The organism is Burkholderia stagnalis, from assembly GCF_039848545.1.
Classification (GTDB): Bacteria; Pseudomonadota; Gammaproteobacteria; order Burkholderiales; family Burkholderiaceae; genus Burkholderia; species Burkholderia stagnalis.
This window is the reverse complement of sequence record NZ_CP156685.1, coordinates 1,688,978-1,703,896: the sequence shown is the minus strand read 5'-3', so window position 1 is coordinate 1,703,896 and position 14,919 is coordinate 1,688,978. Positions and strand designations below refer to the sequence as shown.

Sequence of the window (14,919 nt, the reverse complement as noted above, 5' to 3'; positions counted from 1 at the left end):
TTTTGTGTCTCCAAAGCCGCGCGCGCCCCTCCCGGAGGCGGCGCGCGGCATCACACGGCGCGTGTGCGTTAAACCGTCATCGGGTTGGGCTTGGACGGATCGAGGTTGTACTTGGCGATCGCGTCGGCGACGACCTTGCGCTCGATCGTGCCTTCGTCCGCGAGCGCGTTGAGCGCCGCGACCGTGACCCAATAGCGGTCGACCTCGAAGAAGTGACGCAGGTTCTCGCGGGTGTCCGAGCGGCCGTAGCCGTCGGTGCCCAGCACGACGAAGCGGCGATCGATCTGGCCGCGGATCTGGTCGACCAGCGCGCGCACGTAGTCGGTCGATGCGATGACCGGGCCCTGCGTGTCCTTCAGGCACTTCTGCACGTGCGACAGGCGGCGCTCCTCGGTCGGATGGAGCAGGTTCCAGCGCTCGACCTGATGGCCTTCGCGCGCGAGCTCGGTGAAGCTCGGCACGCTCCACAGGTCGGCGGCGACGCCCCAGTCGTTCTTCAGCAGGTCGGCGGCGGCGATCACTTCGTTGAAGATCGTGCCCGCGCCCAGCAGCTGCACGCGCGGCGCCTTCTTGTCGGCGTCGGCCTTCTTGAACGCGTACATGCCCTTGATGATGTCGGCCGCCACGTGCTCGCCCTGCGGAATCGCCGGGTGCTCGTAGTTCTCGTTCATCACCGTGATGTAGTAGTACACGTCTTCCTGGTCCTGCACCATGCGGCGCAGGCCGTCCTGGATGATGACCGCGAGTTCGTAGCCGAAGGTCGGGTCGTAGCTCACGCAGTTCGGCACCGATGCCGCCCACAGGAGCGAGTGGCCGTCTTCGTGCTGCAGGCCTTCGCCGTTCAGCGTCGTGCGGCCCGCGGTGCCGCCCAGCAGGAAGCCGCGCGAGCGCATGTCGCCCGCGGCCCATGCCAGATCGCCGATGCGCTGGAAGCCGAACATCGAGTAGAAGATGTAGAACGGCACCATGATCTCGCCGTGCGTCGAGTACGACGTCGCCGCCGCGATCCAGTCGCACATGCCGCCCGCTTCGTTGATGCCTTCCTGCAGGATCTGGCCGGTTTCCGATTCCTTGTAGAACATCAGCTGGTCGGAATCTTCCGGCACGTACTTCTGGCCCTGCTGGTTCCAGATGCCGATCTGGCGGAACAGGCCTTCCATGCCGAACGTGCGCGACTCGTCGGGGACGATCGGCACGACGCGCTTGCCGAGCGCCTTGTCCTTCAGCAGGATGTTCAGGATCCGCACGAACGCCATCGTCGTCGAGATCTCGCGGCCTTCGCCCGTGCCCTTCAGGAGCGGCTCGAACGCGTCGAGCGCCGGCACCGGCAGCGACGTCGCCTTCTCGCGGCGCTGCGGCAGGTAGCCGCCGAGGTCCATGCGCTGCTTGCGCATGTATTCGAGCTCCTTCGAGCCTTCCTCGAACTTGATGTACGGCACGTCGGCGATCTGCTCGTCGGTGATCGGCAGGCGGAACTGGTCGCGGAACTTCTTCAGTTGCTCGACCGGCAGCTTCTTCTGCTGGTGCGTGATGTTCATCGCCTGGCCCGACTCGCCCATCCCGTAGCCCTTGATGGTCTTCGCGAGAATGACGGTCGGCGCGCCCTGCGAGTTGCTGGCTTCGTGGAATGCCGCGTAGATCTTGTGCGGATCGTGGCCGCCGCGGTTCAGCGCCCAGATGTCGTCGTCGGACCAGTCGGCGACCAGCGCCTTCAGTTCCGGCGTGTTGAAGAAGTGCTCACGGACGAACGCGCCCGATTCCGACTTGTAGGTCTGGTACTCGCCGTCGACGACTTCCATCATGCGGCGCATCAGCACGCCCGTCTTGTCGCGCGCGAACAGCGCATCCCAGCGGCTGCCCCAGATCACCTTGATCACGTTCCAGCCGGCGCCGCGGAATTCCGATTCCAGTTCCTGGATGATCTTGCCGTTGCCGCGCACCGGGCCGTCCAGACGCTGCAGGTTGCAGTTGATCACGAACACGAGGTTGTCGAGCTTCTCGCGGCTCGCCATGCCGATCGCGCCGAGCGATTCCGGCTCGTCCGTCTCGCCGTCGCCGAGGAACGCCCACACCTTGCGGCCGTCCGTCTTCGCGATGCCGCGCGCCTGCAGGTACTTCATGAAGCGCGCCTGGTAGATCGCCATGATCGGGCCGAGGCCCATCGACACGGTCGGGAACTGCCAGAAGTCCGGCATCAGCCACGGGTGCGGATACGACGAGATGCCGTTGCCGCCGACTTCCTGGCGGAAGTTGTCGAGCTGCTCTTCCTTCAGGCGGCCGAGCAGGAACGCGCGCGAGTACACGCCCGGCGACGAGTGGCCCTGCACAAACACGAGATCGCCGCCGTGGTTCTCGGACGGCGCGTGCCAGAAATGGTTGTAGCCGACGTCATAGAGCGTCGCGGCCGACGCGAACGACGCGATGTGGCCGCCGACGTTGGTGTCCTTGCCCGCGCGCAGCACCATCGCGAGCGCGTTCCAGCGGGTGTACGAACGGATCTTGTGCTCGATTTCCTGGTCGCCGGGGATCTTCGCCTGCGCGCCGACCGGAATCGTGTTGATGTACGGGGTGGTGGCCGAGAACGGCAGGTGCTCGCCGCGCACGCGCGCGAATTCGATCTGCTTCTCGATCAGGTAGTGCGCACGACCGGTGCCGACGGAGGAGATCACGCCGTCGAGCGCCTCGAGCCATTCGACGGTTTCCTGCGGATCGTCGTCACGCTCGGCGGCGACATACTTCATCACTTCGTTAGGTACAGCGGACATTCTCGTCTCCTGGTCCGGAAATGTGAGGATCGCTCTTCGTGCAGACGACGCGACGCGACCGGCTGCGGGCAAGCTCCAGCGGATTGTAATGAGGCCTCGCGGCGGCGTGCAACAAAATTTTCGAATTGTGAGATCTTTTCTCGCAATACGGAATATTGCTGCGCTGCACCCTTGCTGCGGGGCTCCCGGGCGCGTCATCGCGCGGTAAATCCGTTTCGGTTCAACATATCCGGTATAGGTTTTCCATCAATAGTGCTGCGCTACAATCCTCGCATGTTGACCGACCGGCTTTTCGCACGCTCGGCGCGACCGTCGGGCCCGCCGGCGGAATCGCAGCCGTCCCGTTGGCACCACGGACCGTGGTGGTCCAATTCCTATTTGCTCACGCCGCTCCTGTCGATCCTCGTCTTCCTCGTGGTGATGAGCCTGATCCTGTGGAGCCTCAACCGCCGCGAGCAGCAGCAGCAGGAAGACACGCTGTTCCGCAACGTCGCGTGGGCGCAGCAGCAGATCCGCCTGTCGATGACCGGCGCGCAGGAACAGCTCCAGGCACTGTCGCGCGATCTCGCGTCCGGCCGTCTCGACCAGAACGGCTTCCAGATGGCGGTCGCGGACGTGATGCAGACGCATCCCGAGATCCTCTATCTCAACTGGTACACGTCGCCCGGCACGCAGCGCTGGCCGGCCGTGCATCCGCCGCTGCTCGGCCAGCGGCTCGCGCGGCCCGGCGACGCGCAGATGCAGGAGGCGGTGCGCGGCGCGTACGACGAGGCGCGCAACTCGCGCCGCCAGGCGTACGCCCCGATCGTCTACGACGACTTCGGCAACGGCTACATCACGCTGCAGACGCCCGTGATGCGCGGCGACCGCGAATACCTCGGCTCGCTCGCCGCCGTGTTCTCGGTCGAAGGGATCCTGAAGCACGACATCCCGCAGGAACTGTCGTCGAAATACAAGATCTCGATCACCGACGCGAACAACCGCGAGCTGTCGTCGACGTCGTCGCGCCCGCGCCTGCCGCGCGACTCGCACTACGACCTGCCGCTCGACCCGCCCGGCCAGGGCCTGACCGTGCGCGTCTACGCGTTCCCGCAGCTCACCAACCTCACCAACAATACGCTCGTCTGGCTCGTCGCGGGGCTGTCGTGCTTCGTGCTGTGGAGCCTCTGGAGCCTGTGGAAGCACACGCGCCAGCGCTTCGAGGCGCAGCAGGCGCTGTACGCGGAGGCGTTCTTCCGCCGCGCGATGGAGAATTCGGTGCTGATCGGCATGCGCGTGCTCGACATGCACGGCCGCATCACGCACGTGAACCCGGCGTTCTGCCGGATGACCGGCTGGGACGAGAGCGACCTCGTCGGCAAGGTCGCGCCGTTCCCGTACTGGCCGCGCGATTCCTACCCCGAGATGCAGCGCCAGCTCGACATGACGCTGCGCGGCAAGGCGCCGAGCTCGGGCTTCGAGCTGCGCGTGCGGCGCAAGAACGGCACGCTGTTCCATGCGCGGCTGTACGTGTCGCCGCTGATCGACAGCGCCGGCCGCCAGACCGGCTGGATGTCGTCGATGACCGACATCACCGAGCCGAAGCGCGCGCGCGAGGAGCTCGCCGCCGCGCACGAGCGCTTCACCACGGTGCTCGAGAGCCTCGACGCCGCGGTGTCGGTGCTCGCCGCCGACGAAGCCGAGCTGCTGTTCGCGAACCGCTACTACCGCCATCTGTTCGGCATCCGCCCGGACGGCCACCTCGAGCTGTCGGGCGGCGGCTTCGACCGCGCGCAGGCGTCGTCCGACTCGATCGACATGGTCGACACGTTCGCCGGCCTGCCCGCCGCCGCGCTGACGGGCAGCACCGCGGACGCGCAGGAAGTCTACGTCGAGAGCATCCAGAAGTGGTTCGAGGTGCGCCGCCAGTACATCCAGTGGGTCGACGGCCACCTTGCGCAGATGCAGATCGCGACCGACATCACGACCCGCAAGAAGGCGCAGGAACTCGCACACCAGCAGGAAGAGAAGCTGCAGTTCACGAGCCGATTGATGACGATGGGCGAAATGGCGTCGTCGATTGCTCACGAATTGAACCAGCCGCTCGCCGCGATCAACAACTACTGCTCGGGCACGCTCGCGATGGTCAAGAGCGGCCGCGCGACCAACGAAATGCTGGCGCCCGCGCTGGAGAAAACCGCGCAGCAGGCGCTGCGCGCCGGGATGATCGTCAAGCGGATCCGCGAATTCGTGAAGCGCAGCGAACCGAAGCGCCAGCCGGCGCGGGTCGCGGACATCGTCGCGGACGCGGTCGGGCTCGCCGAAATCGAGGCCAGGAAGCGCAGGATCCGGATCGTCACGGAAATCCTCGCAAGAATGCCTATTATTTATGTCGACCCCGTGCTGATCGAGCAGGTGCTCGTGAACCTGATGAAGAACGCGGCCGAAGCGATGGCCGACGTGAAGCCGGCATCGGCCGACGGCGTGATCCGCGTCATCGCCGATCTGGAGGCGGGCTTCGTCGACATCCGCGTGATCGACCAGGGTCCGGGCGTCGACGAAGCGACCGCCGAACGCCTGTTCGAGCCGTTCTACAGCACCAAGTCCGACGGAATGGGCATGGGGTTGAACATTTGCCGCTCGATCATCGAATCGCATCGCGGGCGTCTGTGGGTGGTCAACAACGTCGAGGCGGATGGCCGCATCTCCGGCGCGACGTTCCACTGCAGCCTGCCCATTGGGGAACCCGCTGATCTCGCCCGAGGGGGGGCAGAGGCATCGGCATCACACACCGTTACGGGAGAACTATGAATAGCCCTGTCACCACCACTCAGGAAACCGTCTTTGTCGTTGACGATGACGAGGCCGTGCGCGACTCGCTGCGCTGGCTGCTGGAGGCGAACGGCTATCGCGTGCAATGCTTCTCGAGCGCCGAGCAGTTCCTCGATGCGTACCAGCCGGCGCAGCAGGCCGGCCAGATCGCGTGCCTGATCCTCGACGTCCGGATGTCCGGGATGAGCGGCCTCGAACTGCAGGAACGCCTGATCGCCGACAACGCCGCGCTGCCGATCATCTTCGTCACCGGTCACGGCGACGTGCCGATGGCCGTGTCGACGATGAAAAAGGGTGCGATGGACTTTATCGAGAAGCCGTTCGACGAGGCGGAGTTGCGCAAGCTCGTCGAGCGGATGCTCGACAAGGCCCGAAGCGAGAGCAAGAGCGTCCTCGAACAGCGCGCCGCGAGCGAGCGCCTGTCGAAGCTGACCGCGCGCGAGCAGCAGGTGCTCGAGCGCATCATCGCCGGCCGCCTGAACAAGCAGATCGCCGACGATCTCGGCATCAGCATCAAGACGGTCGAGGCGCACCGCGCGAACATCATGGAAAAGCTCAACGTCAACACGGTGGCCGACCTGCTGCGCCTCGCGCTGTCGAAGAAGCAGGCGTAAGCGCCCGCGCGGCCCGGTAAACCTGCCGGGCCCCCGTGCCCCGCCCCACCCCGCGCGACGCGGGCGCGGGGCGGCCCGTCTCGGTCGTGGCCGGCACGCCGCCGGCCGCGCCGATGACGCTTCCCGCGCATTCGCTGTCGGACGACGGCAGGCGGACGGTATAATTCCGTGCTTTGCTGCGGCGCACCCCACGCGCCGCACGCCCGCATTCCAACTTCCCGGCAAAACCCACCACCATGACAGCCCTCCTCATCGACGGCAACGCCCTTTCGAAGACCCTGCGCGCCCAGGCCGCCGAGCGCGCCGCCGCGCTGACCGCCCGCGGCCACCAGCCCGGCCTCGCGGTGATCCTCGTCGGCGACAACCCGGCGAGCGAAGTCTACGTGCGCAACAAGATCAAGGCGTGCGAGGACAACGGCTTCTTCTCGCTGAAGGACGCGTATCCGGCATCGCTGTCGGAGGCCGACCTGCTCGCGCGCATCGACGAACTGAACCGCGACCCGAAGATCCACGGGATTCTCGTGCAGCTGCCGCTGCCGAAGCACATCGACAGCCACAAGGTGCTCGAGGCGATCGCCCCGGAGAAGGACGTCGACGGCTTCCACGTCGCGAACGCGGGCGCGCTGATGACCGGCAAGCCGCTGTTCCGCCCGTGCACGCCGTATGGCGTGATGAAGATGTTCGAGGCCCACGACATCCCGCTGCAGGGCGCGAACGCGGTCGTGATCGGCCGCTCGAACATCGTCGGCAAGCCGATGGCCATGCTGCTGCTCGAAGCGGGCGCGACCGTCACGATCTGCCACAGCAAGACGCGCGACCTCGCCGCGCACACGCGGCAGGCCGACATCGTCGTCGCCGCGGTCGGCAAGCGCAACATCCTCACCGCCGACATGGTGAAGCCCGGCGCGACCGTGATCGACGTCGGCATGAACCGCGACGACGCCGGCAAGCTGTGCGGCGACGTCGATTTCGCGGGCGTGAAGGAAGTCGCCGGCCACATCACGCCGGTGCCGGGCGGCGTCGGCCCGATGACCATCACGATGCTGCTGATCAACACGATCGAAGCCGCCGAGCGCGCCGCCGCGGCCGCCTGACCCCACGCATTCCGCTGTCTCCCGCCGGCGCGCCCAGCCGCGCCGGCGCTCTCCCAAGCCGCCCGCCCGGCGCGCGCCCGCCCCAGCGTCAATCAAGCCGTTAGAAACTATCGATTGGAAAGCGCGCGTTGCGCCCCAATAATGTCGATATCGGGCGCTGCCGCGCCCTGCCCCCATCATCCCGGTACATCCGGCAACAGACAGGGAGTCTTATGTCCGCAAGCGCCAACACCAACCCGCTCCTCGACTTCTCCGGCCTGCCCCGCTTCGGCGAAATCCGCCCCGAACACGTGACGCCCGCGCTCGATACGCTGCTCGACGACGCCAACCGCGCGGTCGATGCCGCGAGCGCAAGTGCGACGCCGGCGACCTGGGCCGATGTGGTCGAGACGGTCGAGCGCGCGACGGAGCCGCTCGGCCGCGCGTGGGGCGTCGTCGGCCACCTGAATGCGGTCGCCGACACGCCCGAGCTGCGCGCCGCGTACGGCGAGAACCTGCCGCGCGTGACCGAGTTCTGGTCGAGCGTCGGCCAGAACCTCGCGCTGTACGAGAAATACAAGGCGATCGCCGCGAGCGCCGAATACGCGACGCTGTCCGTCGAGCGCAAGAAGATCCTCGACAACGCGCTGCGCGATTTCCGCCTGTCGGGCGCGGAGCTGCCGGAAGACCGGAAGCCGCGCTTCGCCGAGCTGCAGGAGCAGCAGGCCGCGCTGTCGAAGTCGTTCTCCGACCACGTGCTCGACGCGACCAACGCCTATGCGTATATCGCGCAGGACGCGGCTGAACTGGCCGGCCTGCCCGACGACGCGATCGAAGCCGCCCGCGAAGCCGCGCAGAAGGACGGCAAGGACGGCTGGAAATTCACGCTGCACTTCCCGTCGTACTTCCCGGTGCTGCAGTACGCGGACAACCGCGCGCTGCGCGAGACGCTGTATCGCGCCTACGTGACGCGCGCGTCCGAGCTCGGCCCGCAGTACGGCGGCGGCAAGGCCGAATGGGACAACACCGCGATCGTCGCCGACGAGCTGAAGCTGCGTCGCGAGGAAGCGCAGATGCTCGGCTACCGCAATTTCGCCGAGGTGTCGCTCGCGCCGAAGATGGCCGAATCGCCGCAGCAGGTCGTCGCCTTCCTCGAGGATCTGGCCAAGCGCGCGCGCCCGCATGCAGACAAGGACTGGGACGAGCTGCGCGCGTTCGCGAAGACGCTCGGCCTCGCCGAGCTCGCGCCGTGGGACGTCGCGTACGCAGCCGAGAAGCTGCGCCAGCAGCGCTATGCGTTCTCGGAAAACGAGGTCAAGCAGTACTTCCCGGAACCGGCCGTGCTGAAGGGCCTGTTCACCGTCACCGAGACGCTGTTCGGCGTGCGGATCAAGCCCGACGACGCGCCGGTCTGGCACAAGGACGTGCGCTTCTTCCGCGTCGAGAACCGTGACGGCTCGCTGGTCGCGCAGTTCTATCTCGACCTGTACGCGCGCGAAGGCAAGCGCGGCGGCGCGTGGATGGACGACGCGCGCTCGCGCGCGAAGCGCGGCGCCGGCGTGCAGACCCCGGTTGCGTACCTGACCTGCAACTTCTCCGCGCCGATCGGCGGCAAGCCCGCGTGCTTCACGCACGACGAGGTGATCACGCTGTTCCACGAGTTCGGCCACGGCCTGCATCACATGCTCACGCGCATCGACGAACTCGGCGTGTCGGGCATCAACGGCGTCGAATGGGATGCGGTCGAGCTGCCGTCGCAGTTCATGGAGAACTTCTGCTGGGAATGGGACGTGCTGTCGTCGATGTCGTCGCACGTCGACACCGGCGCGACGCTGCCCCGCGCGCTGTTCGACAAGATGATCGCCGCGAAGAACTTCCAGAGCGGCCTCGGCACGCTGCGGCAGATCGTGTTCTCGATGTTCGACATGCTGCTGCACGTCGATTTCGATCCGGCGGGCGCGGTCGGCGTGAACGACTTCGCACGCGAGATCAACGAGCGCTACCACGTGATCCCGCAGGCGCCGTTCTCGCGCTGGTCGAACACGTTCAGCCACATCTTCGCGGGCGGCTACGCGGCCGGCTACTACAGCTACAAGTGGGCGGAAGTGCTGTCGGCGGATGCGTACGCGGCCTTCGAGGAAGCCGCCGCGGCCAGCGGCAGCGTGCTCGACGCGGCCACCGGCACGCGCTATCGCCGCGAAATCCTCGAGGTCGGCGGCAGCCGCCCGGCGATGGATTCGTTCAAGGCGTTCCGCGGCCGCGAACCGCAGATCGACGCGCTGCTGCGCCACAACGGGATGGCCGCGCCCGCGCACTGAGCGCCCCGCCCCGTTGCTCCGCCACGATGAAGACGGCACCGCGTTTCGCGGTGCCGTTTTTCATGGCGCGGGCGATTCGTCGTCGAACAGCGCGATCTGGCCGTGACGCTCGGGCGTGTCTTCGTCGATGCGCACGCCGACGCCGAGCAGCCGCACCGGCTGCGCGCGCCGCAGCAGGCCCTTCGCGAGCAGCGTGACGGCCGTGTCCGCGTTCGTCGCGTCGGCCACGCATTCGACCGTCGTGCGCTGGAAGTCGGCGAAGCGGATCTTCACGTACAGCTTGCGGATCGACCGCACGGCGCCCGCGCGCGCGATCCGCGCGTCGAGCTGGACCGTCAGCCTGCGGATCTCGTCCGCGCATTGCTCGAGCGTCGTCAGGTCGGTCACGTAGGTCGTCTCGACGCTGACCGATTTGCGTTCCTGGTCCGCCTGCACCGACCGTTCGTCGATGCCGCGCGATAACTGGAAAAGGCGCCGCCCGAACGCGCCGAATTCGCGATGCAGGTCGATCAGCGACCAGTCGCGCAGTTGCGCGCAGGTCTGAATGCCGAGCCGGTCGAGACGCGCGGCCGTCACCTTGCCGACGCCGTGCAGCTTGCGCACCGGCAGCGCCGCGACGAACGCGTCGACTTCATGCGGCCGCACGACGAACAGGCCGTCGGGCTTGTTCCAGTCCGACGCGATCTTCGCGATGAACTTGTTCGGCGCGACGCCGGCCGACACCGTCACGCCGACCGTTTCGAACACCCGCTCGCGGATCTCGCGGGCGATCAGCGTCGCGCTGCCCTGGCAGCGCTCGGCGTGGCTGACGTCGAGGTACGCCTCGTCGAGCGACAGCGGCTCGACGTCGGCCGTGTAGTCGCGATAGATTGCCATGATCTGGCGCGATGCGGCGCGATACTTGTCCATCGCCGAGGGCAGGATCAGCAGGTCGGGGCACTTGCGCATCGCGAGCGCCGACGACATCGCCGAATGCACGCCATAGCGCCGCGCCTCGTAGTTGCAGGTCGCGATCACGCCGCGCTGGTCGGGGCGGCCGCCGACCGCGAGCGGCCGGCCGCGCAGCGACGGGTCGTCGCGCATCTCCACCGACGCATAGAAGCAGTCGCAATCGCAGTGGATGATCTTGCGCGCGCGCGGCGGCGCGTCGCTCGGCAACGGCGGCGGGTTCGGATCGGCGGGCGAAATGACGGTCGGGTTCACGGTGCCGATACTGTACAAAAACACAGTGGCCGTTTCAACTGCCGCGTGCTGCCGCGCGCGGCCGCGCCGTACTGGCCCGCTTTGCGCGGATCGTACCGCCGTGCGCGCGCGGCGCCGCCTATACTCGCGGCGATGCTGGCAATGGAAACGGGAGCGTGGCGGATGAAGACGATCGGACTGATCGGCGGGATGAGCTGGGAATCGTCGGCGGAATACTACCGGATGCTGAACCAGCATTCGAAGGCGCTGCACGGCGGGCACCACAACGCGAAGAGCGTGATGGTGACCGTCGACTTCGCGGAGATCGAAGCGCTGCAGCGCGCGCACGACTGGCCGGCGCTCGGCGAACGGATGGCCGCGGCCGCGCGGCAGCTCGAGGCGGCGGGCGCGGAACTGATCGTGCTCACGACCAACACGATGCATCGCGTGCACGACGCGATCGAGGCGGCGGTCGCGCTGCCCTTCCTGCATATCGCCGATCCGACCGGCGAGGCGCTGCGCGCGGCCGGCATCGCGCGCGTCGGGCTGCTCGGCACGCGATATACGATGGAATTGCCGTTCTACGCACAGCGGCTGCGCGAGAAGTTCGGGCTCGACGTGCTGGTGCCGGACGAGCGCGAGCGCGCCGACGTGCACCGGATCATCTACGACGAGCTGTGTCACGGCGCCGTGCTGCCGGCATCGCGCGCGACGTACGTGCGGATCATCGAAGCGCTTGCGCAACGCGGCGCGCAGGGCGTGATCCTCGGCTGCACGGAAATCACGCTGCTGATCGGTGCGGAAGATTCGCCGCTGCCGGTGTTCGATACGACCGCGCTGCATGCGAAGGCGGCGGTCGAGTGGGCGGCGGGCTGACGATGGCGAATGAAGCCCCGTCCTGGTGACGGGATCAGAGGCGCACGCTTCTGGGCGTGCGCGCGCGGCGAATGCACGCAGAAAACAAAAAACCCGGCATTGAGCCGGGTTCCTGTCGACGAAGCGCGCATCGGTCACTTGCGCTGCACATCGTCTGGTGTGCTTGGTTGCGGGGGTAGGATTTGAACCTACGACCTTCGGGTTATGAGCCCGACGAGCTGCCAGACTGCTCCACCCCGCGTCAGAGAAATAAATTATAGGGCTGTTAAGCACTCACGTCAATACTTTTGTCACGATTCTGCGCTGGAGCCACGCGATGCGCATCGCGGTAAGATGGCGGCCTTCGCATTCACCCCGCTCTCGCACTCGTCCATGAAGATCGCCACCTGGAACGTCAATTCGCTCAACGTCCGCAAGCAGCATGTGCTCGACTGGCTCGCGCAAAGCGGCACCGACGTGCTGTGCCTGCAGGAACTGAAGCTGCCCGACGACAAGTTCCCCCGCGCCGATCTCGAGGCGGCCGGCTATCGCGCCTGGTTCTCGGGCCAGAAGACGTACAACGGCGTCGCGATCCTCGCGCGCGACACGCTGCCGTTCGACGAATCCGACGTCACGCGCAACATCCCCGGCTTCGACGATCCGCAGCAGCGCGTGGTGGCGGTGACGATCGACGGCGTGCGCATCATCTCCGCGTACTTCCCGAACGGCCAGGCGCCCGACTCCGACAAGTTCGTCTACAAGATGCAGTGGCTCGACGCGCTGAACGCGTGGCTGCGCAGCGAACTGCAGCGCTATCCGAAGCTCGCGCTGCTCGGCGACTACAACATCGCGCCCGAAGACCGCGATGTGCACGATCCGGCCAAATGGGAAGGCCAGAACCTCGTGTCGCCGCAGGAACGCGCGCACTTCGCGGGCCTCGTCGAACTCGGGCTCGTCGATGCGTTCCGCCGCTTCGAGCAGCCCGAAAAGACCTTCACGTGGTGGGACTACCGGATGATGGCGTTCCGCCGCAACGCGGGGCTGCGCATCGATCACATCCTGCTGTCGCCGGCGCTGGCCGAAACCTGCGCGTCGTGCGTAGTCGATCGCACGCCGCGCACGTGGGAGCAGCCGTCCGACCATACGCCGGTGGTCGCGGTCGTCGGCTGAGCACGCCCTTCCGCGCGCGCTCAGCCGCGCGCGGGCGCGGGCCCGAGATGGGCCCACAGGAAACCGAATTCGGCCGCGTCGGATTCGGCGCGCTCCAGATCGTCGGCGCTGCCGTGGCCGCCGTCGGTGTTCTCCCAGTACCACACCTGGCCGTGACCGAGCGCATGCATGCGCGCGGCCATCTTGCGCGCGTGCGCGGGATGCACGCGATCGTCGCGCGTCGACGTCGTCAGCAGCAGCGGCGGATACGCGACGCCCTCGCGCACGCGGTGATACGGCGAGTATGCGGCCAGCGCCGCGCCCTCCCGAGGGTCGTCCGGGTCGCCGTACTCGTCCAGCCATGCCGCACCCGCATGCAGCTTCGGATAGCGTCGCATGTCGAGCAGCGGCACCCGGCACAGCACCGCGCCGAACAACTCCGGCCGCTGCACCATGCACGCGGCCACCAGCAGCCCGCCATTGCTGCCGCCCTCGATGCCGAGTTGCGCGGCCGTCGTCACGCCCGTGCCGATCAGATCCTCGGCAACCGCGATGAAGTCGTCGAACGAACGCTGCCGGTGCTCGCGCTGCGCGTCGACATGCCATTGCGGCCCGAACTCGCCGCCGCCGCGGATATGCGCGAACGCCGCGACGCCGCCGCGCTCGAGCCACGCGATGCCGAGCGCGTCGCTGTAGCCCGGCAGGTTCGGCAGCGCGAAGCCGCCGTAGCCGGACAGCAGGCACGGCCGCGCGACGCGCGCGTCGCCGTCGCGCGCATCCAGCGCATCGCGCGGCCCGATCAGCGTGTACGGCACCACGGTGCCGTCGCGCGAGCGCGCGCTCGCGCGGCGCACGACGAGCCCGGCCGCGTCGAACTGCACCGGCGGCCGGTCGAGCAGCACGCGGCGCGACGGCGCATCGGCCGCGCGATCGGCAAGATCGGCCAGCCAGCATTCGGGCGGATCGAGATAGGTGTCGACGTCCACGTACACGTCGTCGTTCAGCGTCGACTCGACGGGCTCGACGTCGATCTGCGCGTCGCCCGGCCAGTCGAACCGCCGCGCATCCCACGTCCACGCGCCGTCGTCCGCCTGCCGCGGCTGCCACAGCAGCGTGCGGTTGTTCACGTCGTCCAGCCAGCTCGCGATCAGCGTATGACGCGTGTTCGTCCACGTGCACGCGGACGTCGTCGGCCCCGGTTCGAACAGCGTGTCGAACGCACGCGAACCGGCAAGAAACGCGTCCTCGCGAATCGCGAGCAGCGAGCCGCCCGCGTGGCGCACGCCGCCGCATTCCCAGTCGAGCCGCGGCTCCATCACGAGCCAGCCCTGCCAGAACCCGACCTCGACATGCGTCGGCACGTCGTAGCGCGCCCACTCGCCGTCGGCCGTCAGTCGGTACGAATGCATATCGAAGAAATCGACGCTGCGCCATGCGCCGTGGCGGCCGTCGACCGGATCGAACCACGCGCCCGCGCTGATGTCGTCGGGCTCGCCGCGAAACACGACCGGCGCGTCGGCGAGCGGCGTGCCGCGCGTCCAGCGGCGCACTTCATACGGATAGCCGGCCTCGGTTGCGTGCGCTTCGCCGCGATCCCAGCTCACGTAGACGGTATCGCGATCGATCCAGCCGATCGTATGATGGCCCGGCTCGTCGATCGTGAAACCCGCGTCGACGAAACGGCGCTCGACGAGATCGAACTCGCGCACGACCACCGCGTCGGCGCCGCCCGGCGACAGCGACAGCAGCGCGCGATCGCCGTCCGGATACAGGATCGCGTCCGACTCGAACACCCACGACTCGCCCTCCTGCGCGCCGAGCGCGTCGACGTCGAGCAGCGTGTCCCACGCCGGCCGGCCCGCGCGCCAGTCGTCCCAGCGCGCGCGGCGCCACAGCCCCTTCGGATGCAGGTCGTCCTGCCACAGGTCGTAGGCCCAGTCGCGCCAGCGGGTCGGGATCACCGGGCGCTCGCGCGGCAGATAGGCTTGCGCGAGACGCGCGACGAGCGCGCGATAGGCGTCGTCGTCGCGCAGCGCGGCGCGCGTGCGCGCGTTCTGCTCGTCGACCCACGCGCGGGCGCGCGCGCTGTCGAGCGCTTCGAGAAAACGGAACGGGTCGGCCCCGGCGGGCCAGCGGAAGGAATCGGACATGG

General features: G+C 67.7%; 9 protein-coding genes and 1 tRNA gene. 6 read left to right on the top strand and 4 right to left on the bottom strand.

What is annotated here, in order from left to right:
* Nucleotides 1–68 precede the first annotated feature (68 nt).
* Nucleotides 69–2,765, bottom strand: coding sequence for a pyruvate dehydrogenase (acetyl-transferring), homodimeric type (gene aceE, locus ABFO07_RS08010; RefSeq protein ID WP_059809715.1), 2,697 nt, complete (start codon nt 2,763–2,765; stop codon nt 69–71).
* A gap of 273 nt (nt 2,766–3,038) precedes the next feature.
* Here aceE and fixL point away from each other — a divergent pair, with 273 nt between their 5' ends.
* The 4 genes from fixL to ABFO07_RS07990 all read left to right on the top strand — a co-directional run bounded on the left by fixL (nt 3,039) and on the right by ABFO07_RS07990 (nt 9,581).
* Entirely contained in the window at nt 3,039–5,555 is a 2,517-nt protein-coding gene (gene fixL, locus ABFO07_RS08005) for an oxygen sensor histidine kinase FixL (protein ID WP_059567545.1), read from the top strand.
* Nucleotides 5,552–6,190 carry an oxygen response regulator transcription factor FixJ gene (gene fixJ / locus ABFO07_RS08000; protein WP_026044611.1) on the top strand — a complete coding sequence of 213 codons (639 nt, stop codon included), beginning with the start codon at nt 5,552–5,554 and terminating at the stop codon, nt 6,188–6,190. The genes fixL and fixJ overlap by 4 nt, the downstream gene beginning before the upstream one ends.
* Nucleotides 6,191–6,426: 236 nt before the next feature.
* Nucleotides 6,427–7,284 (top strand): bifunctional methylenetetrahydrofolate dehydrogenase/methenyltetrahydrofolate cyclohydrolase FolD, encoded by an 858-nt coding sequence (gene folD, locus ABFO07_RS07995; protein WP_347468615.1) that lies wholly within the window; start codon nt 6,427–6,429, stop codon nt 7,282–7,284.
* A 212-nt stretch (nt 7,285–7,496) separates the two neighbouring features.
* The gene (locus ABFO07_RS07990) at nt 7,497–9,581 is read left to right on the top strand and encodes a M3 family metallopeptidase (protein ID WP_347468614.1); all 2,085 of its coding nucleotides are present in this window, start codon (nt 7,497–7,499) and stop codon (nt 9,579–9,581) included.
* A gap of 60 nt (nt 9,582–9,641) precedes the next feature.
* Here ABFO07_RS07990 and dinB read toward each other — a convergent pair whose 3' ends face one another.
* The gene (gene dinB, locus ABFO07_RS07985; RefSeq protein ID WP_060028703.1) at nt 9,642–10,808 is read right to left on the bottom strand and encodes a DNA polymerase IV; all 1,167 of its coding nucleotides are present in this window, start codon (nt 10,806–10,808) and stop codon (nt 9,642–9,644) included.
* Nucleotides 10,809–10,946: 138 nt separating this feature from the next.
* Here dinB and ABFO07_RS07980 point away from each other — a divergent pair, with 138 nt between their 5' ends.
* Nucleotides 10,947–11,639, top strand: coding sequence for an aspartate/glutamate racemase family protein (locus ABFO07_RS07980; RefSeq protein WP_059809722.1), 693 nt, complete (start codon nt 10,947–10,949; stop codon nt 11,637–11,639).
* A gap of 164 nt (nt 11,640–11,803) precedes the next feature.
* On the opposite strand, the gene ABFO07_RS07975 is transcribed toward ABFO07_RS07980, so the two are convergent.
* Nucleotides 11,804–11,880 (bottom strand) — tRNA-Met (locus ABFO07_RS07975).
* Nucleotides 11,881–12,011: 131 nt separating this feature from the next.
* Here ABFO07_RS07975 and xth point away from each other — a divergent pair.
* Entirely contained in the window at nt 12,012–12,788 is a 777-nt protein-coding gene (gene xth, locus ABFO07_RS07970; protein ID WP_059567715.1) for an exodeoxyribonuclease III, read from the top strand.
* 20 nt (nt 12,789–12,808) lie between these two features.
* Here xth and ABFO07_RS07965 read toward each other — a convergent pair whose 3' ends face one another.
* Nucleotides 12,809–14,917: a prolyl oligopeptidase family serine peptidase gene (locus ABFO07_RS07965; RefSeq protein WP_060016246.1), complete on the bottom strand. Its 2,109-nt coding sequence runs from the start codon at nt 14,915–14,917 to the stop codon at nt 12,809–12,811.
* Nucleotides 14,918–14,919: the final 2 nt, after the last annotated feature.

Coding starts and splice junctions, on each gene's coding strand:
- aceE (WP_059809715.1), bottom strand. CDS start 2,765: ATGTCCGCTGTACCTAACGAAGTGATGAAGTATGTCGCCGCCGAGCGT.
- fixL (WP_059567545.1), top strand. CDS start 3,039: ATGTTGACCGACCGGCTTTTCGCACGCTCGGCGCGACCGTCGGGCCCG.
- fixJ (WP_026044611.1), top strand. CDS start 5,552: ATGAATAGCCCTGTCACCACCACTCAGGAAACCGTCTTTGTCGTTGAC.
- folD (WP_347468615.1), top strand. CDS start 6,427: ATGACAGCCCTCCTCATCGACGGCAACGCCCTTTCGAAGACCCTGCGC.
- ABFO07_RS07990 (WP_347468614.1), top strand. CDS start 7,497: ATGTCCGCAAGCGCCAACACCAACCCGCTCCTCGACTTCTCCGGCCTG.
- ABFO07_RS07980 (WP_059809722.1), top strand. CDS start 10,947: ATGAAGACGATCGGACTGATCGGCGGGATGAGCTGGGAATCGTCGGCG.
- xth (WP_059567715.1), top strand. CDS start 12,012: ATGAAGATCGCCACCTGGAACGTCAATTCGCTCAACGTCCGCAAGCAG.
- ABFO07_RS07965 (WP_060016246.1), bottom strand. CDS start 14,917: ATGTCCGATTCCTTCCGCTGGCCCGCCGGGGCCGACCCGTTCCGTTTT.